We start from the raw sequence: 21,471 nt of genomic DNA on the forward strand, positions 1-21,471 counted from the left end.
GCTGCAATGCACCGTCCGATATGGCTTTTCAACTCAGATGGGTCGTCTCCTTTTCTTGCAAATGCCTCATTCTTAGCGCCTTTTTACGCTAATTAACAATCGGGTGCTGCGTTACAATCGCTCCCATGTTGACTGACCGGCTGATCAAACGCTCGGCGCGCGTCGCAAAGAACCCTGCCGACTCGTCGCCCTCCCGCTGGCACCACGGACCGTGGTGGTCGAACTCCTATTTACTCACGCCGCTCATTTCGATCCTCGTTTTTCTGGTCGTGATGAGTCTGATCCTTTGGAGCCTGAACCGGCGCGAGCAGCAGCAGCAAGAGGACACGCTGTATCGCAACGTCGCGTGGGCGCAGCAGCAGATTCGTCTTTCGATGACCGCTGCGCAAGAACAAATCCAGGCCCTCGCGCGCGACATCACGGGCGGCCACGGCGACCCGCAGAACTTCCAGAACGCATCTACCGACATCATGCAGGGGCATCCCGAGATCCTCTACATGAACTGGTACACGAGCGAGCACAAGCCGCGCTGGCCCAATTCGCCGTTGCCGGTGCTGGGCTCGCGCCTCGCCAAGCCGAACGACACGCAACTGGACGAAGCCGTCCAGGCCGCATTCGACGAAGCGCGCACCACGCGCCGCCAGGTCTACTCGCCGCTTCTTTACGACGACCTCGGCAACGGCTACATCACGTTGCAGACGCCGGTTTTCCGCGACCGCGAATTCCTCGGATCGATCGCCGCCGTCTTCTCGATCGAAGGCATCCTCAAACATGACATTCCAGGCGAACTGTCGGCGAAGTACAAGATTTCCATCACCGATCTGAACAATCGCGAGCTCGCCACCACGTCCAGCCGGCCGCGCCTGCCGCGCGACATGTTCTACGATCTGCCGCTCGATCCGCCGGGGCAAGGGCTGTCGGTGCGCGTGTATTCGTATCCGCAGCTCACGAACTTCACCAATAACACGCTCGTGTGGCTGGTGGCCGGATTGTCGTGCTTCGTGCTGTGGAGCTTGTGGAGCCTCTGGAAACATACGCGCCAGCGCTTCGAAGCGCAGCAGGCGCTCTATGCCGAAGCGTTCTTCCGCCGCGCGATGGAAAATTCCGTGCTGATCGGCATGCGGGTGCTCGACATGCACGGCCGCATCACGCACGTGAATCCGGCGTTCTGCCGCATGACCGGCTGGGACGAGAGCGATCTCGTCGGCAAGAACGCGCCGTTCCCGTACTGGCCGCGCGATGCGTATCCCGAGATGCAGCGCCAGCTCGACATGACACTGCGCGGCAAAGCGCCCTCTTCCGGGTTCGAATTACGCGTGCGGCGCAAGGACGGTTCGTTCTTCCACGCGCGGCTGTATGTCTCGCCGCTGATCGACAGTTCAGGGCGTCAGACCGGCTGGATGTCGTCGATGACGGACATCACCGAGCCGAAGCGCGCCCGCGAGGAACTGGCCGCCGCGCACGAACGCTTTACCACCGTGCTCGAAAGCCTCGACGCGGCCGTGTCCGTGCTCGCCGCCGACGAAGCCGAACTGCTCTTCGCCAACCGCTATTACCGGCATCTGTTCGGCATCCGTCCGGACGGGCATCTGCAACTGGCGGGCGCGGCGTTCGACGGCAGCGGTCACAGTTCGTCCGACACCATCGACATGATCGACACCTACGCGGGCCTGCCCACCGCCGCGCTGACCGAAAGCTCGGCGGATGCGCAGGAGGTCTATGTCGAAGGCATCCAGAAATGGTTCGAAGTGCGCCGCCAGTACATTCAGTGGGTGGACGGCCATCTCGCGCAGATGCAGATCGCGACCGACATCACGCAGCGCAAGCAGGCGCAGGAACTCGCGCATCAGCAGGAAGAGAAGCTCCAGTTCACGAGCCGCCTGATGACGATGGGCGAGATGGCGTCGTCGCTCGCGCACGAACTGAATCAGCCGCTCGCCGCGATCAACAACTACTGCTCCGGCTGCGTCGCGCTGGTGAAGTCGGGCCGCATGACGCAGGAAACGCTCTTGCCGGTGCTCGAGAAGACCGCGCAGCAGGCCGTGCGCGCGGGGATGATCATCAAGCGCATCCGCGAGTTCGTGAAGCGCTCGGAGCCGAAGCGTCAGGCCACGCGCGTCGCCGATATCGTCGCGGACGCGGTCGGCCTCGCCGAAATCGAAGCGCGCAAGCGGAAGATCCGCATCGTCACCGAGATTCGCTCGCGCATGCCCGTGATCTACGTCGATCCGGTTTTGATCGAACAAGTGTTGGTCAACCTGTTGAAAAACGCAGCCGAAGCAATGCATGATGCGAAACCGAACGCCGTCGATCCGGTGATCCGCGTCGTCGTGCTTCGCACGGACGGCGGCTCCGTTTGCATCAGCGTCGTCGATCAGGGGCCGGGCGTGGACGAAGCCACCGCCGAGCGCCTGTTCGAGCCGTTCTACAGCACCAAGTCGGACGGCATGGGCATGGGTCTGAACATCTGCCGCTCGATCATCGAATCGCATCGCGGCCGCCTCTGGGTGGTCAACAATGTCGATCCGGACGGCCACGTCACCGGCGCGACCTTCCATTGCAGCCTGCCGATCGGCGAGGTGGACGGCTCGCACGGATCGGGATCGGGCGGCGATGAGCACGACGAATACACGAATACGAGACAACAAACAGTTACGGGAGAACTATGAGCAGTCCAGTCACCACTCAGGAAACCGTCTTTGTCGTCGACGATGACGAGGCCGTGCGTGATTCTTTGCGCTGGCTGCTCGAGGCGAACGGCTATCGCGTGCAGTGCTTCTCGAGCGCGGAGTCGTTCCTCGATGTCTACCTGCCGATCGCTCATTCGGGCGCTATCGCCTGTCTGATCCTCGACGTGCGCATGGCCGGCATGACCGGCCTCGAACTGCAGGAGAAGCTCATCGCCGAGAATTCACTGCTGCCGATCATCTTCGTCACCGGCCACGGCGATGTCCCGATGGCCGTCTCCACGATGAAGAAAGGCGCGATGGACTTCATCGAGAAACCGTTCGACGAAGCCGAACTGCGCAAGCTCGTCGAGCGCATGCTGGAGAAGGCGCGCAGCGAAAGCACCAGCGTGCAGCAGCAACGCGCAGCCGCCGAGCGGCTCGGCAAGCTGACGGCGCGCGAGCATCAGGTGCTGGAGCGCATTATCGCGGGGCGCCTGAACAAGCAAATCGCCGATGACCTCGGCATCAGCATCAAGACGGTCGAAGCGCATCGCGCGAACATCATGGAAAAGCTGTCGGTGAACACCGTGGCCGATCTCTTGCGTCTCGCGCTGTCGAACAAGCCGCAGCAGTAACGCTTCACGCTTTCTCCTCTCGTGGCCGGCCATGCATGCCGGCCACGCTTGTCCTTTGCAGTGCTCCCGCGCATCATGCGAGTCTGAAACGCGACGTTTCGCGATTCGCGTTGACACCTGACGACGCAGCCCCGTAATTTGATCGAGCGTTCTTAAAGAGAACCGGTTCATGCACGGCAATGCGCTCGCTGCCCACACGCTTCTTCAGCCATCATCCCCCCGTCCTTCACGCAGGCGCGCATCGCATTTGGTTGGCAGTCCGCAAGTATTCTTTGGCTTACGACTTCGATATGATGATTCGGCAGCCATCACCCGCCACGCGCTCAGGAGGACATCGCCGTGAACAAGAAATCAACCAGATTGCTCGTGAGCCGCCTCTGTGCGGGGCGCGTGCTGGCGCTCGCGGCGACGCTTGCCGCAGCGCCGTTTGCCGTGCTCCACGCGCCGCCTGTCTACGCTCAGGCGCAAGGCAACGCGCCGGCGCAGAAGCTCACCAACCAGCAGCTCGATGCACTGGTCGCGCCCGTCGCGCTTTATCCGGACGCCCTGCTCGCACAGGTGCTGATGGCGTCGACGTATCCGCAGGATATCGAAGCAGCGGCGCAGTGGTCGAAGGCCAATTCGAACATCAAGGGCGACGACGCCGTGAAGGCCGTGCAGTCGGAGCCGTGGGACCCGAGCGTGCAATCTCTGGTCGCTTTCCCGCAGGCGCTTGCGACGATGGCGTCCAAGATCGACTGGGTCACGCAGCTCGGCAACGCGTTCGTCGCGCAGCCGAGCGACGTGATGGATTCGGTGCAGCGCCTGCGCCGCGCCGCCCAGACCGCCGGCAATCTCAAGACGACCGAGCAACAGCAAGTGGTGGTCGAGCAGAGCACGATTCAGATCGTCCCGGCGAATCCCCAGGTCGTCTACGTACCCACGTATAACCCGACGGTCGTCTATGGCGCGTGGCCGTATCCGGCGTATCCGCCTGTCTATGTCCCGCCGCCGCCCGGCTATGCAATCGCGACCGGTTTCGCCACCGGGCTTGCGTTTGGCGCGGGCATCGCGGTCGCCAACTCGCTGTGGGGCAATTGCGATTGGAATCGCGGGAACGTCAACGTCAACGTGAATCGCTACAACAACATCAACGTGAACAACCGCATCAATGCGAACAGCAATAACGTGCGCTGGAATCGCAACGATCCGCAGTTCAACCGGAACACCAACGTGAACCGGCAGAACCGCGTGAACAACCAGAACCTTGGGTCGGTGAATCGCGACCAGTTCCGTGGCCGTGATCAGGAGCGCGCGCAAGCGGCGCAAACGTTACAGCAGCGCACGGGGCAGAACATGAATCAGCCGGCGAACCAGCGCGTGCAGAACATGCGCCAGGGCGGCGCGGGCAATAGCGATATGCATCAGCGGGCGCAGAACGTCAATCGCGACAACGCGCTGCGCGGAGCGGGCGACGGCAACGTCGCGCGGCAGGACATGCAGCGCGGACAAGCCAGCCGGCAATCGCTCGCGAGCGCGCGTCCGGATGCGGGCGGCGGAATGCAACGCGGTGGCGGAGGCTTTCAGGGCGGCGGCGGCGGCGGCTTCCACGGCGGCGGGGGCGGAGGGTTTCACGGAGGCGGCGGAGGCTTTCGCCGGTGATGAACCAACGTGTCCAGACACGCCCTCATGCAAGTCCGACCCAGGAGCTTCAGATGACTCAAACCACAACGCTCGCCTCATCGAAGAAAACGCTGCTGCGCGCGACGTTCGCCGCCGCGTCCCTGACGATCGCGGCATCCATCGTCCATGCGCAGGCGCTCTACCCCACGCCCGACGCCGCCGCGCAAGCCTTCACCGATGCCATCGCATCCAACGACGAAACCGCGCTCCAGAAAGTGCTCGGCAAGGACCACGCGCGCTACGTGCCGGCGGGCAGCGTCGGCCAGGACGATATCTATGAGTACGTCGCATCGTGGTCGAAGGGGCATCGCATCGTCGAGGATAAGGAGCCGCTCAACGGCCGCAAGACCGTGCATATCGAAACGGGCGACAGCGGCTGGACGCTGCCGATACCGCTCGTCGATACCGGCAAGGGCTGGCGCTTCGACATGCCCGCCGCGCGCGACGAGCTGCTGACGCGGCGCATCGGCCGCAACGAGCGATCGGTGATGCACGTCGCCCTCGCCTACGTCGATGCCCAGAACGACTATCGCAAGCTGATGAATCGCTACGCCGACCGCTTCGTGAGCACGTCCGGGAAGCACGACGGCCTGTACTGGAAGACATCGCCCGGCGAGCCGGAGAGCCCGCTCGGGCCGCTCGCCGCGACGATGCCGAACAAGACGCATCCGGGCGACGCGTACTACGGCTACCACTACCGCATCCTGACCGGGCAAGGCCCGCACGCAAAAGATGGCGCGAAGAATTACATGCAGGGCGGCGCGCTTGCGCAGGGCTTCGGCATGATCGCGTGGCCGGCAAAGTACGGCGAAACCGGCGTGATGACCTTCATCGTCAATCAGGACGGGCAAGTCTTCGAGAAGAACCTGGGGCCCGCGACGGCGCGCGCCGCGCCATCGATCAAGACCTTCGACCCGGATTCGTCCTGGCAGCCCGTTTCTCCCTGACTGCCGACGCCGCGCCAGCGCCACGCCCACACCCCGCCGCCGCCCCGCCCCTCACCGCCGGACGCTCTAAAGCGCCCGGCGGTATAATCTCGCCCTTCCCCAAGGGCGCAAGACAACGCGCCCGCGAAGCCCGCCGCAGCCCGCCCTGCGCACGCGGCTCGCCATTCATGCCATACGGCTCATCCTCACTGATTCGCCATGACTGCCCAACTCATCGACGGCAACGCCCTTTCCAAGACTCTCCGCGCCGATGTCGCCGTGCGCGCCGCCGCCCTCACCGCTCGCGGACACAAGCCGGGCCTCGCCGTCGTGCTCGTCGGCGACAACCCCGCGAGCGAAGTCTATGTGCGCAACAAGGTCAAGGCGTGCCAGGACAACGGCCTGCATTCGGTGATGGACCGCTTCCCCGCGACGCTTTCGGAGCGCGAACTGCTGGCGCACATCGACAAGCTCAACGCCGATCCGTCGATTCACGGCATCCTCGTGCAACTGCCGCTGCCGGCGCATATCGACAGCCACAAGGTCATCGAAGCGATCGCGCCCGAGAAGGACGTCGACGGTTTTCACGTCGCCAACGCTGGCGCGCTGATGACCGGCAAGCCGCTCTTTCGCCCCTGCACGCCCTATGGCGTGATGAAGATGTTCGAGGCGCACGGCATCGATCTGCAGGGCGCGAACGCGGTGGTCATCGGCCGCTCGAACATCGTCGGCAAGCCGATGGCGCTTCTGCTGCTCGAAGCCGGCGCGACGGTCACGATCTGCCACAGCAAGACGCGCGATCTCGCGAAGCACACGCGCGAAGCCGATGTCGTCGTCGCCGCGGTCGGCCGCCGCAATATTCTGACCGCCGACATGGTGAAGCCCGGCGCGACGGTCATCGACGTCGGCATGAACCGGGACGACGCCGGCAAGCTGTGCGGGGACGTCGATTTCGCGGGCGTGCGCGAAGTGGCCGGTCATATCACGCCGGTGCCGGGCGGCGTCGGACCGATGACCATCACGATGCTGCTCGTCAATACGATCGAAGCCGCGGAGCGCGCCGCAGCCGCGTGAGTTCAGGGAGACCGCCAATCGTCTCTTTGGAAACAATCAATTGGATTTTGGCCCTGCCGCCCCAATAATGTCCGGACAGGCATTTCATTAGAGCGGGACGGGCCTCGGCATTGCTGGCCCGTCCCGCGCTTCACTGAACACGAAACTGGGAGAGCCATGAGCGATATCACCGCCGTCACGCCGACCGCAGCGGCCAATCCGCTGCTCGATTTCTCCGACTTGCCGCGTTTCGGCGACATCCGGCCCGAGCATGTCACGCCGGCGCTCGACGTGCTGCTCGCCACGGCCAAAGACGCCGTCGATCGCGCGAGCGCCCCGGAAACGCCCGCCACGTGGACGGACGTCGTCGAGGCTGTCGAACGCGAATCGGAAAAGCTCTCGCGCGCGTGGGGCATCGTCGGGCATCTGAATGCCGTCGCCGATACGCCCGAACTGCGCGCCGCGCATGCCGAAAACCTGCCGCGCGTCACCGAATTTTCCGCGAGCGTCGGCCAGAATCTCGCGCTGTACGAGAAGTACAAGGCGATCGCCGCGAGCAATGCATTCGCCGGACTGTCGCCGGAACGCAAGAAGATCCTCGAAAACTCGCTGCGCGACTTCCGTCTGTCGGGCGCGGAGTTGCCCGAAGACCGCAAGCCGCGTTTCGCGCAGTTGCAGGAAGAGCAGGCGGCGTTGTCGAAAGCATTCTCGGATCACGTGCTCGACTCGACGAACGCCTACGCGTACATCGTCACGCAGCAGAGCGACCTCGCAGGCCTGCCCGGCGACGTCATCGAAGCGGCTCGCGAAGCCGCGCAGAAGGAAGGCAAGGACGGCTGGAAGTTCACGCTGCACTTCCCGTCGTATTTCCCGGTGCTGCAATATGCAGAGCATCGTCCGTCGCGTGAGGCGATGTATCGCGCGTATGTCACGCGTGCGTCCGAACTCGGCGAAACCTACGGTCACGGCAAGGCCGAGTGGGACAACACGCAGAATATCGTCGAGCATTTGAAGCTGCGTCTCGAAGAGGCGCGCACGCTCGGCTATCAGAACTTCGCGGAAGTATCGCTTGCACCGAAGATGGCGGAATCGCCCGCGCAGGTCATCGCGTTTCTGGAAGATCTCGCCGTGCGCGCGCGTCCCTACGCCGAAAACGACTGGATGGAACTGCGCGCCTTCGCTGCGACGGAACTCGGCATGCCCGAGCTTCAGCCGTGGGACATCGCGTTCGCGGCGGAACGTCTGCGTCAGAAACGCTATTCGTTCTCCGAGAATGAAGTGAAGCAGTACTTTCCGCAGGAAGCGGTGCTGAAGGGCCTGTTCAAGGTCACCGAGACGCTTTTCAACGTATCGATTCGTCGCGATGAAGCCGCCGTGTGGAATCCGGATGTGCGCTTCTTCCGCGTCGAAAACAAGGACGGCTCGCTGGTCGCGCAGTTCTATCTGGACTTGTACGCTCGCGAAGGCAAGCGCGGCGGCGCATGGATGGACGACGCCCGCGCGCGTCACAAGCGCAGCGAAGGCGGCGTGCAGACGCCGGTCGCGTATCTCACGTGCAACTTCTCCGCGCCGGTCAGCGGCAAGCCCGCGTGCTTCACGCACGATGAAGTCATCACGCTGTTCCACGAGTTCGGGCACGGACTGCATCACATGCTGACGCGCGTCGATGAACTGGGCGTGTCCGGCATCAACGGCGTGGAATGGGATGCGGTCGAACTGCCGTCGCAGTTCATGGAGAACTTCTGCTGGGAGTGGGACGTGCTGACGGATATGTCCGCCCACGTCGATACCGGCGCGACGCTGCCGCGCGAACTCTTCGACAAGATGCTCGCCGCGAAGAACTTCCAGAGCGGACTCGGCACGCTGCGCCAGATCGTCTTCTCGATGTTCGACATGGTGCTGCACACGTCGTACGATCCGGCGAACGCGACGCAGAACGTCAACGACCTCGCCCGCGAGATCAACGAGAAATTCCACGTGATTCCGCAAACGGCGTTCTCGCGCTGGCCGAACACGTTCAGCCATATCTTCGCGGGCGGTTATGCGGCGGGCTACTACAGCTACAAGTGGGCCGAAGTGTTGTCCGCCGATGCGTACGCCGCATTCGAGGAAGCCGCGAAGGCCGCCAGCGGTTCGGTGCTGAATGCGGAGACCGGCACGCGCTATCGCCGGGAGATTCTCGAAGTCGGCGGAAGCCGTCCCGCGATGGAATCGTTCAAGGCGTTCCGCGGACGCGAGCCGAACATCGACGCGTTGTTGCGTCATAACGGCATGGCCGGGCAGACGCTTCACTGAGCTTCGGCTTCAATCGACCCCGGCGAACTCGCCGGGGTTTTTGCTTCTAGCGCCTGATCCTGAAGTCCACTTCCGCGGGCCGGCCTTCGAGCGCGAGCGTCGCGCGCATGGCCGGGCTGCGGCTCACCACCTTCCCTCTTCTGATGACCGCCGTGCGCGCCGCGCGCAGGCGTATCGCTTCGATCGGATCGCGGGCATCGAGCACGACGCAATCCGCCTGACATCCCACTTCGATGCCATAGCCTTCGAGCCCGAGAATGCGCGCGGGCGTCGTCGTGACGGCGTCGAAGCAGGCGCGCATTGCATCGACGCCCGTCATCTGCGCGACGTGCACGCCCATGTGCGCAACCTCCAGCATGTCGCCCGAGCCGAGGCTGTACCACGGGTCCATCACGCAGTCGTGGCCGAACGCCACGTCGATGCCCGCCGCCATCAGTTCCGGCACACGCGTCATGCCGCGCCGCTTGGGGTAAGTGTCCGAGCGCGCTTGCAGCGTGATGTTGATGAGCGGATTCGCGATGGCCGCCACGCCGGACTCGCGCATCAGCGGAATCAGCTTGCTGACGTAGTAATTGTCCATCGAGTGCATCGACGTGAGATGCGAGCCGGTCACGCGTCCATGCAGCCCGAGCCGATGCGTTTCCGCCGCGAGCGTTTCGATATGGCGGGACATCGGATCGTCGGATTCGTCGCAATGCATGTCGACGCGCAGGCCGCGCTCCGCCGCGAACTCGCACAGCAGCTTGATCGATGCGGCGCCGTCGGCCATCGTGCGCTCGAAGTGCGGAATGCCGCCGACGACATCGACGCCCAGCTCGATCGCGCGCTTTAGATTCTCGAACGCGCCTGCGCTGCGCAGCACGCCGTCCTGCGGAAACGCGACGAGTTGCAGATCGAGATACGGCTTCACGCGCCGCTTCACTTCGACGAGCGCTTCGACCGCGAGCAGACGCGGATCGCACACATCGACGTGTGAGCGGATTGCAAGCAGACCGCGCGCGACGGCCCAGTCGCAGTATTGCAGCGCGCGCTCGACGATCGCTTCCTGCGTCAGTTCGGGCTTCAGCTCACCCCATAACGCGATGCCTTCCAGCAGCGTCCCCGATGCGTTCACGCGCGGCAAGCCGTAGGAGAGCGTTGCGTCCATGTGGAAGTGGGCATCGACGAAAGGCGCGGTGACGAGCGAGCCGTTTGCATCGATTTCGTCGCGTGCGGTCGCGTTCAGATGCGGCTCGATCGCGGCGATGCGCCCCGCTTCCATGCCGATATCGACGAGGCCGGTCGAACGAACGAGCGATGCGCGGCGAATGATGATGTCCATCTGCGAACTCTCCGTCGGTGGCTGTTTGATCGATTGTAGCGAGACATTAACGCGTGGTTGAAAGTGCTGTGTCGGCGACGTTCTCTGTCGCGAGCATTGACACGAAGCGCAAGGATGGTTGTGTTGGTGGCGCAATGACCGCGACGTTATACGCAGAGGTCAATCGCCAACCCATCAGCCGCAACGCCCCATGGCGTTATCATTCGTCCTTCGATCGACAAGTCACGCACTCACCGCCCCCGCCGTCAATGAAAATCGCCACCTGGAACGTCAACTCTCTCAAGGTCCGCCTGCAGCACGTCATCGACTGGCTGCAAGTCTCGCAAGTCGATGTCCTGTGCCTTCAGGAGCTCAAGCTGCCCGACGAGAAATTCCCGCGCGCCGAACTCGAAGCGGCCGGCTACAAAAGCTGGTTCGCGGGACAAAAGACCTATAACGGCGTGGGCATTCTGGTGCGCGACGGTATCGACGTTCACGATGCCACCGTCGTGCGCAACATTCCCGGCTTCGAAGATCTGCAGCAGCGCGTGATCGCGGCGACCGTCAACGATATGCGCATCGTCTCCGCGTATTTCCCGAACGGGCAAGCGCCCGGCAGCGACAAGTTCGCCTACAAGATGCGCTGGCTCGATGCGTTGCGCGAGTGGCTGCGAGAAGAGATGACGCAGTTCCCGAAGCTCGCGCTGCTCGGCGACTACAACATCGCGCCCGATGACCGCGACGTGCACGATCCGAAAGCGTGGGAAGGACAAAATCTCGTGTCGCCCGAAGAGCGCGCGCATTTCCTGCAACTCGTCGGACTCGGCCTGACCGATGCCTTCCGCAAGTTCGAGCAGCCCGAGAAGCTCTACACGTGGTGGGATTATCGAATGATGGCGTTCCGGCGCAACGCGGGGCTGCGCATCGACCATATTCTGCTGTCGGCCGATCTCGCGGAACTGTGTTCGTCGTGCGAAGTCGATAAGGCGCCGCGCAAGTGGGATCAGCCGTCCGATCACGCGCCGGTGATCGCGAACATCGGCTGCTGATCCCACGCGGGTTCACGCGTCGAGATGCAATTCCTGAATCTTGCGCGTGATCGTATTGCGGCCGATACCCAGCCGCTCCGCCGCCTCGACCTTGCGCCCGCGCGTGAAGTCGAGCGCCTCGCGAATCACGGCGGCTTCGAAGCGGCGCGCGAGTTCATCCATCACATCGGCGGAGTTCTCACGCAACAGGCGCGCGACTTCCGTGCGCAAGCCGCTTTCCCACACGCTCACCGGCACGCCCGCCGGGGCCGCGGTCGCCGAACCGGATGCCGCCGCAACGCCCGCCACTGCACCGTTTAGCGCGGCCGCGCCATCGGGCGATACCGCGATCACCTCCGCCGATGTCTCCTGACGCGCCGTGAGATCGGGCGGCAGATCCTTCTGCTCGATCACCTGTGCGGGTGCCATCACCGTGAGCCAGTTGCACAGATTCTCGAGTTGCCGCACGTTGCCCGGAAACGGCAGCGACGCGAGATACGCGAGCGCATCATCCGAGACGCGCTTCGGCTCGACGCCCAGATCGCGCGCGCTTTTCTGCAGGAAATGGCGCGCGAGCAGCGGAATGTCTTCGCTGCGTTCGCGCAGCGCAGGCAGACGCAAGCGGATCACGTTCAGACGGTGATACAAGTCCTCGCGAAACAAGCCCTGTCTCACGCGCGACTCCAGATTCTGATGCGTCGCCGCGATCACGCGCACATTCGCGCGCAGCGGATTGTGCCCGCCCACGCGATAAAACTGCCCGTCGGACAGCACGCGCAACAGCCGCGTTTGCAGATCGAACGGCATGTCGCCGATCTCATCGAGAAACAGCGTGCCGTTCTCCGCCTGCTCGAAGCGGCCCTGACGCATCGCCTGCGCGCCGGTGAACGCGCCGCGCTCGTGGCCGAATAGTTCGGATTCCAGCAGATCCTTCGGAATCGCCGCCGTGTTCAGCGCGATGAACGGACCGTTCGCGCGCGGGCTATGTCGGTGCAACGCGCGCGCAACAAGCTCCTTTCCGGTGCCTGATTCGCCCGTGATGAGGACGGTCGCCGCCGAATGCGACAGGCGGCCGATCGCACGGAACATGTCCTGCATCGCGGGCGCCTGACCGAGCATCTCGGGCGTTTCCGTCACCCGCTCGTCGTAGGCCGCATCGCCGCGCATGCTTTCGTCGACGGCGCGGCGGATCAGCTCGACCGCCTTGTCGATATCGAACGGCTTGGCGAGGTATTCGAACGCGCCGCCCTGGAAAGCCGCGACAGCGCTATCGAGATCGGAGAACGCCGTCATGATGATCACCGGCAGCCCCGGCAGCCGGTCACGCACGGTTTGCAGCAGTTCGAGCCCCGAGCCGCCGGGCATGCGGATATCCGAAACCAGCACCTGCGGGCTGTCGGTTTCGAGCGCGGCGAGCGCATCGCGCACGCCAGAGAAGCTGCGCGTCGTGAAGTTCTCTCGTGCGAGGGCTTTTTCCAGCACCCAGCGGATGGATTGGTCGTCGTCTACTATCCAGATCGGCTTCATATCGTTCGGCGAGAAGTCTTCGTGTGGTTCGGTGTATGCCCGTCGAAACGGTCAGGCTTCAGGTCAAGCAGCGGCGCCTGTTTGATAGTTGGTTGTCCTTGCCGGTCGATGCCCTCAGTTTCCGAACGGCAACAGAATGGTGAACTCGGTACAGCCCGGTTTGCTTTCCACTTCGATCAGCCCGTCGTGCTGCTGCACGAACGATTGCGCGAGCGTGAGACCCAGACCGCTGCCGTCTTCCCGGCCCGACACGAGCGGAAAAAAGATGCGATCGCGAATCTCGCCGGGAATGCCAGGACCGTTGTCAGTGATATGCAAGTCCAGTGCCAGTTTGTGCAGGCGTTTGCCGATCGTGACCTTGCGCGCGATGCGCGTGCGCAGTTCGATCTTCGCGTCGCCTTGCGAAATGCGCTCCCTGAGCGCCTCGGCCGCGTTGCGCACGATGTTGAGCACGGCCTGAATCAGTTGCTCCTTGTCGCCGCGCAGGTCGGGCACGCTCACGTCGTAGTCGCGCTCGATCGTCAGGCCGCGCGGGAACTCCGCGAGAATCACGGCGCGCACGCGCTCGCACACTTCGTGGATGTTCACATCGCCGACGATATGCGGATGCCGATGCGGCTCCAGCAGTCTGTCGACGAGCGTCTGCAATCTGTCGGATTCCTTGATGATGACTTGCGTGTATTCGCGCAGCTCGTCGCGTCGCAGCGCGCCCAGTTCGAATTCAAGCAACTGCGCCGCGCCGCGTATGCCGCCGAGCGGATTCTTGATCTCGTGAGCGAGATTGCGGATGAGCTGTTTGTTGACCGCCGTGAGGTCGTGAATGCGCTCTTCGCGATCGGTCCGCAGATGGCGCTCGTTCTCGAAAAGTTCGAGCAGCACGTAATCGGTCGCGGCTTCGAGATAGGCGACGATCGCGTGCACATGCACCGATTCGCGTCCGGCGCGCTCGAGCACGGCGTCGAGCCGCGTCGCGTTGAAGCGGTTCTCCGCAATCGACGCGATGGTCGTCGCGAGTTCATCGGCGTTGGCGAAAAGATCGGGCCAGTGCGTCTGCGTCAGCTGCTTGCGCGACATCTCCAGCATCGATTCCGCCGACGGGTTCGCATACGCGATCCTGCTCGCGCGCTTGTCGAGCACGAGCACGACGGTGGGCAGCGCTTCGAGGCCGGGCAACAGGCCGGTCGCGGCGAGCTGGGCATCGTCGGAGAGCGCATCGGCGTGACCCTTGCGGGCCTTGATGAGGTTCTTTAGCACCATCGAACAGGAAAGATGTGGGCCAGCAAGGTCGCTTCTTCGACGCGACGGCGATTAAAAAAGGGACGGCGCGCCGTCCCTTTTTGTTGTCGCATCACGTCGCGTGGCGCGCTTCATCGAACAACCATGAATGAAGCGCCGCGGTCATGCCTTACAGCGAGTAGTACATTTCGAACTCGATCGGATGCACCGCCTGACGATAACGTTGCAGCTCGTTCGTCTTCAGTTCGATGTACGCGTCGAGCATCGAATCCGTGAACACGCCGCCGCGCGTCAGGAACTCGCGATCCGCGTCGAGTGCGTCGAGCGCCTGGTCGAGGCCGGCGCACACGGTCGGGATCTTCTTGTCCTCTTCCGGCGGCAGGTCGTACAGGTTCTTGTCCGCTGCTTCGCCCGGATGGATCTTGTTCTGCACGCCGTCGAGACCCGCCATCATCAGCGCGGAGAAGCACAGGTACGGATTTGCGAGCGGATCCGGGAAGCGCGTTTCGATACGGCGGCCCTTCGGATTGCTCACGTGCGGAATACGGATCGATGCCGAACGGTTGCGAGCCGAGTAAGCCAGCTTCACCGGCGCTTCGAAGTGCGGCACGAGACGCTTGTACGAGTTCGTACCCGGGTTCGTGATCGCGTTCAGCGCGCGAGCATGCTTGATGATCCCGCCGATGTAGAACAGCGCGAATTCCGACAGACCGGCGTAGCCGTTGCCCGCGAACAGGTTCTGACCGTCCTTCCAGATCGACTGGTGAACGTGCATGCCCGAGCCGTTATCGCCGACGATCGGCTTCGGCATGAACGTCGCCGTCTTGCCGTACGTATGCGCGACGTTGTGGATGATGTACTTCATCTGCTGCAGCCAGTCCGCGCGCTGAACGAGCGTCGAGAACTTGGTGCCGATTTCGTTCTGGCCCTGGCCCGCCACTTCGTGGTGGTGCACTTCGACCGGAATGCCGATCTGCTCGAGCAGCAAGCACATTTCCGAGCGGATGTCCTGGAACGTGTCGACCGGCGCGACCGGAAAATAGCCGCCCTTCGTGCCCGGACGATGGCCCGTGTTGCCGCCTTCGAATTCCTTCGCCGACGACCACGGCGCTTCTTCCGAGCCGATCTTCACGAACGTGCCCGACTGATCCGTGTTCCACTGCACCGAGTCGAAAATGAAGAATTCCGGCTCCGGACCGAAGAAGGCGGTGTCGCCCAGGCCCGAGCTCTTGAGATAGGCCTCTGCGCGCTTCGCGAGCGAACGCGGGTCGCGCTCGTAACCCTTGCCGTCAGCGGGCTCGACGACGTCGCAGGTCAGAACCAGCGTCGATTCTTCGTAGAACGGGTCGATGAAGGCGGTGTCCGCATCCGGGACGAGCAGCATGTCCGACGCTTCGATGCCTTTCCAGCCGGCGATGGACGAACCGTCGAAAGCGTGGCCGCTTTCAAACTTGTCATCGTCGAATGCCGATACCGGCACCGAAACGTGTTGTTCTTTGCCGCGCGTGTCGGTGAAGCGGAAATCGACAAACTTGACGTCCTCGTCCTTGACGAGTTGCATGACGTCGGCCACGGATTTACTCATTACCTATCTCCTGATTAACAAAAGTCGGCAGATCACTCCGCCGCCTCGACCAATCCTGCAGTTCCGTCTCAATCGAGGATGAAAAAGCAGCTTCCGTGCCAGGCGCATCATTCTTGCGCCAAGCGCTTGATAAAACTGGCGAAATTTCACGCAGTATTGCGTCGCTTGCGCGACCGGCTTACGAACGCTCGTCTCACATGCACCATTTGTGTGCCGAGTGCCGCTGGTCACGTTTTGACGGCACCACCGAAGTGCATTCGAAAGAATCTGCACCAATTCGATGCCTACCGTTCCGACGCCGTCGCCAAGCTAAAATTGAATCATCCTTGCTTGCGGAGACACGAAAATGACCACGCGCGAACAACTGTACGACACGGCCACGCGCCGGGCGGCCGAAAACAACCTTTCCTACGCCGGCGCCATCCTGCCTGCCGAAGCCTTCGAACTGCTGCAACTGGAACCGAACGCTCGCCTCGTCGATGTCCGTACGCGCGCCGAACTGGACTGGGTCGGACGGCCGGCCATCAACAGCGAGCAATACGCGCATATCGAATGGATCCGCTACCCGGGCTCCGTGCCGAATGACGAGTTTATCGAACAATTGCGACAAGTCGCCACCCCGGATACGCCGATTCTCTTCCTGTGCCGCAGCGCCGCGCGTTCGAAGCTCGCGGCGGTCGCGGCGCAGAAGGCAGGGTTCAAGCAAGCGTTCGATCTGCTCGAAGGCTTCGAAGGCGACAAGGACGCGCAGGGGCACAGAAAGACCGTGTCGGGATGGTGCTTTCGCGGGCTGCCGTGGATGGGCGCGTAATGCGTCCGATCAGGCGTTGACCGCATCGAGCAACGCCCGCACCCGCGCGACGGCGGACGCATCGACGGGCGCGAGCGCCTTTCCTCCGATGCGCACGCCCGAGCCGAAGTGCACCGCGCTCACGCGCGTCGATGCAACGAACGGCGCGACCGCGTCGACGGTGAGGCCCGCGCCCGCAAGCACGGTGCAGCGCGTGCCGCTGGATTGGGCGACGAGTTTCGCGATCACGTCTCGCGCGTCCAGCACCGATGGCTTGCCGCCCGACGTCAGGACGTTCGTCACCGATTCGAACCTCGACAGCGCGTCGAATGCGGCGTGAAGATCGCGCGCCTCGTCGAAGGCGCGATGAAACGTGACTGGCAGGCCACCGGCTGCGTCGATGATGCGCGAAAGGCCGTCGATATCGACATCGCCGTCCGGCGTCAGCATGCCCACGACGATCGCGTTCGCGCGCGCCTTCACGATCGCGCGCGCATCGCGCAGCATGACCGCGTAGTCGTCGGCATCGTAGACGAAGGAACGGCTATGCGGCCGCAGGATCACGTTCACCGGAATCCGCACCGCATCGACGACCGCCTCGATCAGCCCGATGCTCGGCGTCAGCCCGCCCTCGCCCATCGCCGTCACGAGTTCGATGCGGTTCGCCCCGGCGCGCTCGGCGGCGCGCGCATCCGCGACCGTCGTCGCGATGACTTCGAGCAGGATCACTGCGCATCCTCGGGCGCGACTTCGACGACTTCGCCGCCCAGCGCAATCACGCCGTCGCGCAAAACCTCGAACGCCGCGTTCGCGCGCTCGGGATCGCCTTTCACACCCAGATCAATGTGGGGCCGCGCGTAAAGCGCACCGCGCGCCGCATCGCCGACGCTCGGCAGGCTGAACGCGCGCACGCCGTCGAAATCGCGCTCGATCGTGACCATCAGCGGCGTAATCCGCGATTCCGGCAGGCCGAACACCAGCAGCGAACGTTCGACGTAAGGCGTCGCGTGATGCAGGTGCGCGTACTTCGTGTCGAGCACCCATTCGATCATCGGCCAGGCCATCACCGGGAAGCCGGGCACGAAGTGATGATCGCCGACGGAAAAGCCCGGAATCTTGTTGTAGCTATTCGGAATGATCTCGGCGCCCTGCGGAAACACGCCCATGTTCAGCCGATGCAGGTTCTCGGGCGAATCGAGGTCCGCGGGCTTGCCGGCCTGGGCGGCGGTATCGCGGATACGGGCGCGAATCAGCTCCGCCGCCTCGGGATGCAACTCCAGCGGCACGCCGAGCGCGTTCGCCGCGCATTGGCGCGTGTGATCGTCGGGCGTGGCGCCGATGCCGCCCGTCGAGAACACGATATCGCCCGATGCGAACGTGCGCGCGAGCGTCGCGGTGATGCGCGCGGGGTCGTCGCCGACGTATTCCGCCCAGTCGAGCGACAAACCGCGCGCACTCAGCAATTCGATGACTTTCGGCAAATGCTTGTCCGTGCGCCGCCCGGACAAAATCTCATCGCCGATGATGATGACGCCGATACCCATGTGTGCCTCTTTGGTGAGCGATTATTCGGTGATTCGGCTGACGGTCTCGGGCTGCGCGCTGATCGCCGGATAGTGCGGCTCGTTCGCGCGCAGGCGCTCGAGCGCGTGCAGACAGTAATGCGCGAACCACAGCGCGGAAAACACGAGAATGAACGCATACGCCCAGATCGTCACGGCGGCGACGACCGGGAAAAGCGGCAGCAGCCACACCGACCACGCCCAGAGCATCGTCGGGACGGAGCTGAGCAAGCCGCTCACGATACCGATGCCAAGCAGCGGCCACCGCGAATTGCGGACGATGAGGCGCCGCTCTTCGGCGCTCGCGTGAACGGCGAGCGCGTCGTACGTCATCACGCGATACGTGAGCCAGCCCCACAGCAGCGGCGGAATCAGCGCGAAAAACGGCGGGATGAGCCACAAGGGCAAGGTCACGACGAGCGCGACGAGACACACGATCGTCGTCAGCACGGAATGGCCGAGGCTGCCGTACCACGAGCCGCCCCGCCGCTCTTCGAGCATCGCGTAGTGGCCTTTCGGGCGGCGCGTCAGGAGCTTGATGACGCCGGGCATCGAGAGCGTCGCGATCAGTAGCAGCACGGTCAGGACGATCAGCGGGATCGTCATGATGACGACCAGAAACGGCGCGATGACCGCGTGCAGCGATGAAAAACCGACGGCGTCGAACAGGCGGTACATCGCGGACGTGAGCGCCCAGCCGTCGAGCCAGCCGCTGGCCGTGCCCGTGAGCGTTTGCCAGAAATACCAGAGCAGCGCGCCCCACACGACAGTGGCGACGCCGAACGGCATCAGCGTGAGCCACAGCATGCGCGGATGAAACACGTTCGCAAGCGCGCGCACGAACGAACGCAGCAAATCATTCATGCGTGATTCGTCGAAGAAAGAGGAAACGACAGGATAAACCAGCGCGCGGGATGCGCGCTGGCGGATGCGGAAGGTGCGGAAAGCGGGCCGTCAGAGCGCGGCTGAACGCTTGCCCGACGCGGCGGCCCGGCGCGCGGCAAGACGTGCGCCGATGCGCTTGAACGCGAGCCAGTGCTGCTCGATGAAACCGTCGCCGTAGCGAACCGGCGCGACGCCCGGTGCGCCGAGCTGGTCGCGGATGCCGGTCGGCTCCACCGTGCGGTCGAACGATGCGGAGCGGAACAGGATGTCCCAGAACGAGAACAGCACGCCGAAGTTGCAGCCATAGGACGTGCCTTCGTGACCGTAGCCGATCGCGTGATGCCGGCGATGAAACGCCGGACTCACGATGAGCCGGTCGCCGAGCCATCCGAAATGCACGCGAATGTTCGCATGCTGCACGCTCTGCATCAGGTTGGTGATGGCCACGAGCACGACGAACTGCGACGGCTCCACGCCGATCACGAGCGCGACCGTCGCGAAGAAACCCGCTTGCATAATGTCGTCGAGCAGATGATTGCGGTCATCCGACCAAAGCGACATCTTCTGCTGGCTGTGGTGCACCGCGTGCAGTTCCCACCAGATGCCGAAGCGATGCTCGAGCCGGTGATACCAGTACCCCGCCAGATCGAGCACGACGAGGTAGATGACGAACGTCACGAGCGGCTGCGTCGTCACGCCGGGCCAGAGATTGTCGATTTCGAGCGTCGGCACGTTATGAAGCCGCAGCCAGCTTTGCAGCGAATCGAAGAGCGGCTGGAACGTGAAAAAGAAAAAGAGATTGAGGATGCCGAGTTTCACGATCCACGTGTAAAGCACGTCCACGCGCACGCCCTTGCGATCCTTCCACGTTTCGGCGGGCCGCAAGGCTTCGAGCGGGCGCAGGATGGCGTACATCGCGATCACTTCCAGGACGCCGACGATCACCCAGTAAAGCGCGTCGTAGGTGTCCTCGTCGTAGTCCATCATGCCGAGCTTGAACAACAGCGGCTGCACCGCATCCACGTACAGCGTGGTTTGCAGTGCGGAGACGAAGGTGTCGAGAGACGAGAGAATGTAGTGAAACATGGTGCTCCGTGGAACTCGATTTTTCGGGCCGGGTGAAACGTTCGATCACGCGGCCCATGACTCAATCGTAGTACAGGACGCCCGCGAGCGCCCTCTTCCTCGACGCTTCAGGCGCCGTTCGGCGCGGTCACCGGCGCCCGGTTGTAGAAGTAGATGCCGTGCGGCGAGCGTCCGACCTTGATGGTCTGGATCAGCTTGCGGCTTGCAAGGTCGATCACGCCGACATGCTTCGCGAAGCGGAACGTCACCCAGAGATACTTCTTGTCGGCGGAAAGTTCCATGTCGTCCGGTCCCGGCAGCAGACCGGTGATGTCGCCGACGTTCGTGAGCGAGTCCTCATCGATGATGCTGATGGTGTTCGCCACGCGGTTCGAGACCAGCACGTGCTTGCCGTCGACGAGCGAACGGAAGTTATGCGCGCCCTTGCCGGTCGGGATGGTTTTGACGACCTTCTGCGTGGCGAGGTCGACCACGGCCACGTAGTCCGCGCCCGTCATGCCGACGAGCAGGTACTTGTCGCCCGGCGTGAGCCAGACGCCGGCCGGCACCGGGCCGACCTTCATCTTCCATTTGACCGTCTGCGTCGCGAGGTCGATCGCCGCGATTTCGCCGGACACCTGCAGCGAAATGAACGCCGTCTTGCTGTCGTTGGTGAACGCGATGTGGCTCGGCATCGTCGGGAGCGGCATGCGCTTCCCGATCGTCAGGTTCTTGCCGTCGAAATGGTAGATGTCCAGACGATCGAGCCGCAGGCCCGTCGAGACGAACCACTTGCGGTCGGGCGAGAAGCCGATCTGATACGGATCTTCGATGTCCTGCACCCAGCGCTGCACCGTGCCCGTTTTCGGATCGACGAACATCAGATTATTGGATACCGAATTCGCGACGATCAGCGACGCGTTGTCGGGCGTCGGCATCAGATGGTGCGGTTCCTTGCCCGTCGGCACGGTGCCAGTCACCTGGCGCGTGTTCTCGTCGATGAGGCTCAGCGTGGCTTCCGCCGAGTTGAGCACGATGATGTTATTGGCGAATGCCGCGGTGGCGGCGAGCGCCGCGGTGGCCGGGACCACGATACGTGCGGCACGTGCGGCGGCCGCGCGCAGGCGGCCGGAGAAGAATTTGGAGCGCATGAATTTTTCACGTCGGAAAGCAGGCGTCATTGTAGAACGTTTGCTTGCTGCAACACGTTGACGGCGAACGTCTTTTTGCGCAATAGGGTGCGCCGGCGCAAG

Annotated in this window: 17 protein-coding genes; 8 read left to right on the top strand and 9 right to left on the bottom strand. The window is 63.4% G+C overall.

Going from position 1 to position 21,471, the window contains the following annotated elements; translation table 11 throughout:
* Positions 1 to 125: 125 nt before the first annotated feature.
* From fixL to LDZ21_RS09050, 6 genes are all read left to right on the top strand, one after another.
* Positions 126 to 2,669 (top strand): oxygen sensor histidine kinase FixL, encoded by a 2,544-nt coding sequence (gene fixL / locus LDZ21_RS09025; RefSeq protein WP_035961043.1) that lies wholly within the window; start codon positions 126 to 128, stop codon positions 2,667 to 2,669.
* Positions 2,666 to 3,304, top strand: a complete 639-nt coding sequence (gene fixJ, locus LDZ21_RS09030) for an oxygen response regulator transcription factor FixJ (protein ID WP_035961041.1) — start codon at positions 2,666 to 2,668, stop codon at positions 3,302 to 3,304. The genes fixL and fixJ overlap by 4 nt, the downstream gene beginning before the upstream one ends.
* A gap of 339 nt (positions 3,305 to 3,643) precedes the next feature.
* Positions 3,644 to 4,945: a DUF3300 domain-containing protein gene (locus tag LDZ21_RS09035; RefSeq protein WP_404980508.1), complete on the top strand. Its 1,302-nt coding sequence runs from the start codon at positions 3,644 to 3,646 to the stop codon at positions 4,943 to 4,945.
* Positions 4,946 to 4,998: 53 nt separating this feature from the next.
* Positions 4,999 to 5,913 carry a DUF2950 domain-containing protein gene (locus tag LDZ21_RS09040; RefSeq protein WP_244792894.1) on the top strand — a complete coding sequence of 305 codons (915 nt, stop codon included), beginning with the start codon at positions 4,999 to 5,001 and terminating at the stop codon, positions 5,911 to 5,913.
* A 198-nt stretch (positions 5,914 to 6,111) separates the two neighbouring features.
* Positions 6,112 to 6,966 (top strand): bifunctional methylenetetrahydrofolate dehydrogenase/methenyltetrahydrofolate cyclohydrolase FolD, encoded by an 855-nt coding sequence (gene folD / locus LDZ21_RS09045; protein WP_035961035.1) that lies wholly within the window; start codon positions 6,112 to 6,114, stop codon positions 6,964 to 6,966.
* 156 nt (positions 6,967 to 7,122) lie between these two features.
* The gene (locus tag LDZ21_RS09050) at positions 7,123 to 9,240 is read left to right on the top strand and encodes a M3 family metallopeptidase (protein ID WP_244792896.1); all 2,118 of its coding nucleotides are present in this window, start codon (positions 7,123 to 7,125) and stop codon (positions 9,238 to 9,240) included.
* 46 nt (positions 9,241 to 9,286) lie between these two features.
* Here the strand turns inward: LDZ21_RS09050 and LDZ21_RS09055 are convergent, their stop codons facing one another.
* Complete coding sequence (locus tag LDZ21_RS09055; RefSeq protein WP_244792898.1) at positions 9,287 to 10,561, bottom strand: amidohydrolase family protein; 1,275 nt, start codon at positions 10,559 to 10,561, stop codon at positions 9,287 to 9,289.
* A gap of 248 nt (positions 10,562 to 10,809) precedes the next feature.
* Here LDZ21_RS09055 and xth point away from each other — a divergent pair, with 248 nt between their 5' ends.
* Positions 10,810 to 11,589, top strand: a complete 780-nt coding sequence (gene xth, locus LDZ21_RS09060; RefSeq protein ID WP_244792900.1) for an exodeoxyribonuclease III — start codon at positions 10,810 to 10,812, stop codon at positions 11,587 to 11,589.
* Positions 11,590 to 11,601: 12 nt separating this feature from the next.
* On the opposite strand, the gene ntrC is transcribed toward xth, so the two are convergent.
* The 3 genes from ntrC to glnA all read right to left on the bottom strand — a co-directional run bounded on the left by ntrC (position 11,602) and on the right by glnA (position 15,916).
* On the bottom strand, positions 11,602 to 13,095 hold the full coding sequence (gene ntrC, locus LDZ21_RS09065; protein ID WP_244792902.1) for a nitrogen regulation protein NR(I): 1,494 nt from the start codon (positions 13,093 to 13,095) through the stop codon (positions 11,602 to 11,604).
* A 114-nt stretch (positions 13,096 to 13,209) separates the two neighbouring features.
* Positions 13,210 to 14,352: a nitrogen regulation protein NR(II) gene (gene glnL, locus LDZ21_RS09070; protein WP_244792904.1), complete on the bottom strand. Its 1,143-nt coding sequence runs from the start codon at positions 14,350 to 14,352 to the stop codon at positions 13,210 to 13,212.
* Positions 14,353 to 14,500: 148 nt separating this feature from the next.
* On the bottom strand, positions 14,501 to 15,916 hold the full coding sequence (glnA, locus tag LDZ21_RS09075; RefSeq protein WP_035961014.1) for a type I glutamate--ammonia ligase: 1,416 nt from the start codon (positions 15,914 to 15,916) through the stop codon (positions 14,501 to 14,503).
* Between the two features lie 346 nt (positions 15,917 to 16,262).
* On the opposite strand from glnA, the gene LDZ21_RS09080 reads away from it, so the two are divergent.
* On the top strand, positions 16,263 to 16,727 hold the full coding sequence (locus LDZ21_RS09080) for a rhodanese-like domain-containing protein (RefSeq protein ID WP_244792906.1): 465 nt from the start codon (positions 16,263 to 16,265) through the stop codon (positions 16,725 to 16,727).
* A 9-nt stretch (positions 16,728 to 16,736) separates the two neighbouring features.
* Here LDZ21_RS09080 and LDZ21_RS09085 read toward each other — a convergent pair whose 3' ends face one another.
* The 5 genes from LDZ21_RS09085 to LDZ21_RS09105 all read right to left on the bottom strand — a co-directional run bounded on the left by LDZ21_RS09085 (position 16,737) and on the right by LDZ21_RS09105 (position 21,369).
* Entirely contained in the window at positions 16,737 to 17,435 is a 699-nt protein-coding gene (locus LDZ21_RS09085) for a copper homeostasis protein CutC (RefSeq protein WP_244792908.1), read from the bottom strand.
* Positions 17,432 to 18,250: a competence/damage-inducible protein A gene (locus LDZ21_RS09090; protein WP_244792910.1), complete on the bottom strand. Its 819-nt coding sequence runs from the start codon at positions 18,248 to 18,250 to the stop codon at positions 17,432 to 17,434. Before LDZ21_RS09090 ends, LDZ21_RS09085 begins: the two co-directional genes overlap by 4 nt.
* A 21-nt stretch (positions 18,251 to 18,271) precedes the next feature.
* Positions 18,272 to 19,132 carry an EI24 domain-containing protein gene (locus LDZ21_RS09095; RefSeq protein WP_244792912.1) on the bottom strand — a complete coding sequence of 287 codons (861 nt, stop codon included), beginning with the start codon at positions 19,130 to 19,132 and terminating at the stop codon, positions 18,272 to 18,274.
* Positions 19,133 to 19,222: 90 nt separating this feature from the next.
* A complete protein-coding gene (locus LDZ21_RS09100; RefSeq protein WP_244792913.1) occupies positions 19,223 to 20,239 on the bottom strand; it encodes a sterol desaturase family protein in 1,017 nt (338 codons plus the stop codon).
* 107 nt (positions 20,240 to 20,346) lie between these two features.
* Positions 20,347 to 21,369 (bottom strand): YVTN family beta-propeller repeat protein, encoded by a 1,023-nt coding sequence (locus LDZ21_RS09105; protein ID WP_244792915.1) that lies wholly within the window; start codon positions 21,367 to 21,369, stop codon positions 20,347 to 20,349.
* Positions 21,370 to 21,471: the final 102 nt, after the last annotated feature.

Source organism: Caballeronia grimmiae (assembly GCF_022879615.1).
In the GTDB taxonomy this organism is placed as follows: Bacteria; Pseudomonadota; Gammaproteobacteria; order Burkholderiales; family Burkholderiaceae; genus Caballeronia; species Caballeronia grimmiae.

Bases quoted from the DNA above. Each gene is read 5' to 3' on its own strand.
- fixL (WP_035961043.1), top strand. From the start codon at position 126: ATGTTGACTGACCGGCTGATCAAACGCTCGGCGCGCGTCGCAAAGAAC.
- fixJ (WP_035961041.1), top strand. From the start codon at position 2,666: ATGAGCAGTCCAGTCACCACTCAGGAAACCGTCTTTGTCGTCGACGAT.
- glnL (WP_244792904.1), bottom strand. From the start codon at position 14,352: ATGGTGCTAAAGAACCTCATCAAGGCCCGCAAGGGTCACGCCGATGCG.
- ntrC (WP_244792902.1), bottom strand. From the start codon at position 13,095: ATGAAGCCGATCTGGATAGTAGACGACGACCAATCCATCCGCTGGGTG.
- glnA (WP_035961014.1), bottom strand. From the start codon at position 15,916: ATGAGTAAATCCGTGGCCGACGTCATGCAACTCGTCAAGGACGAGGAC.
- LDZ21_RS09040 (WP_244792894.1), top strand. From the start codon at position 4,999: ATGACTCAAACCACAACGCTCGCCTCATCGAAGAAAACGCTGCTGCGC.
- folD (WP_035961035.1), top strand. From the start codon at position 6,112: ATGACTGCCCAACTCATCGACGGCAACGCCCTTTCCAAGACTCTCCGC.
- LDZ21_RS09105 (WP_244792915.1), bottom strand. From the start codon at position 21,369: ATGCGCTCCAAATTCTTCTCCGGCCGCCTGCGCGCGGCCGCCGCACGT.
- LDZ21_RS09080 (WP_244792906.1), top strand. From the start codon at position 16,263: ATGACCACGCGCGAACAACTGTACGACACGGCCACGCGCCGGGCGGCC.
- LDZ21_RS09090 (WP_244792910.1), bottom strand. From the start codon at position 18,250: ATGGGTATCGGCGTCATCATCATCGGCGATGAGATTTTGTCCGGGCGG.
- LDZ21_RS09095 (WP_244792912.1), bottom strand. From the start codon at position 19,132: ATGAATGATTTGCTGCGTTCGTTCGTGCGCGCGCTTGCGAACGTGTTT.
- xth (WP_244792900.1), top strand. From the start codon at position 10,810: ATGAAAATCGCCACCTGGAACGTCAACTCTCTCAAGGTCCGCCTGCAG.
- LDZ21_RS09055 (WP_244792898.1), bottom strand. From the start codon at position 10,561: ATGGACATCATCATTCGCCGCGCATCGCTCGTTCGTTCGACCGGCCTC.
- LDZ21_RS09100 (WP_244792913.1), bottom strand. From the start codon at position 20,239: ATGTTTCACTACATTCTCTCGTCTCTCGACACCTTCGTCTCCGCACTG.
- LDZ21_RS09050 (WP_244792896.1), top strand. From the start codon at position 7,123: ATGAGCGATATCACCGCCGTCACGCCGACCGCAGCGGCCAATCCGCTG.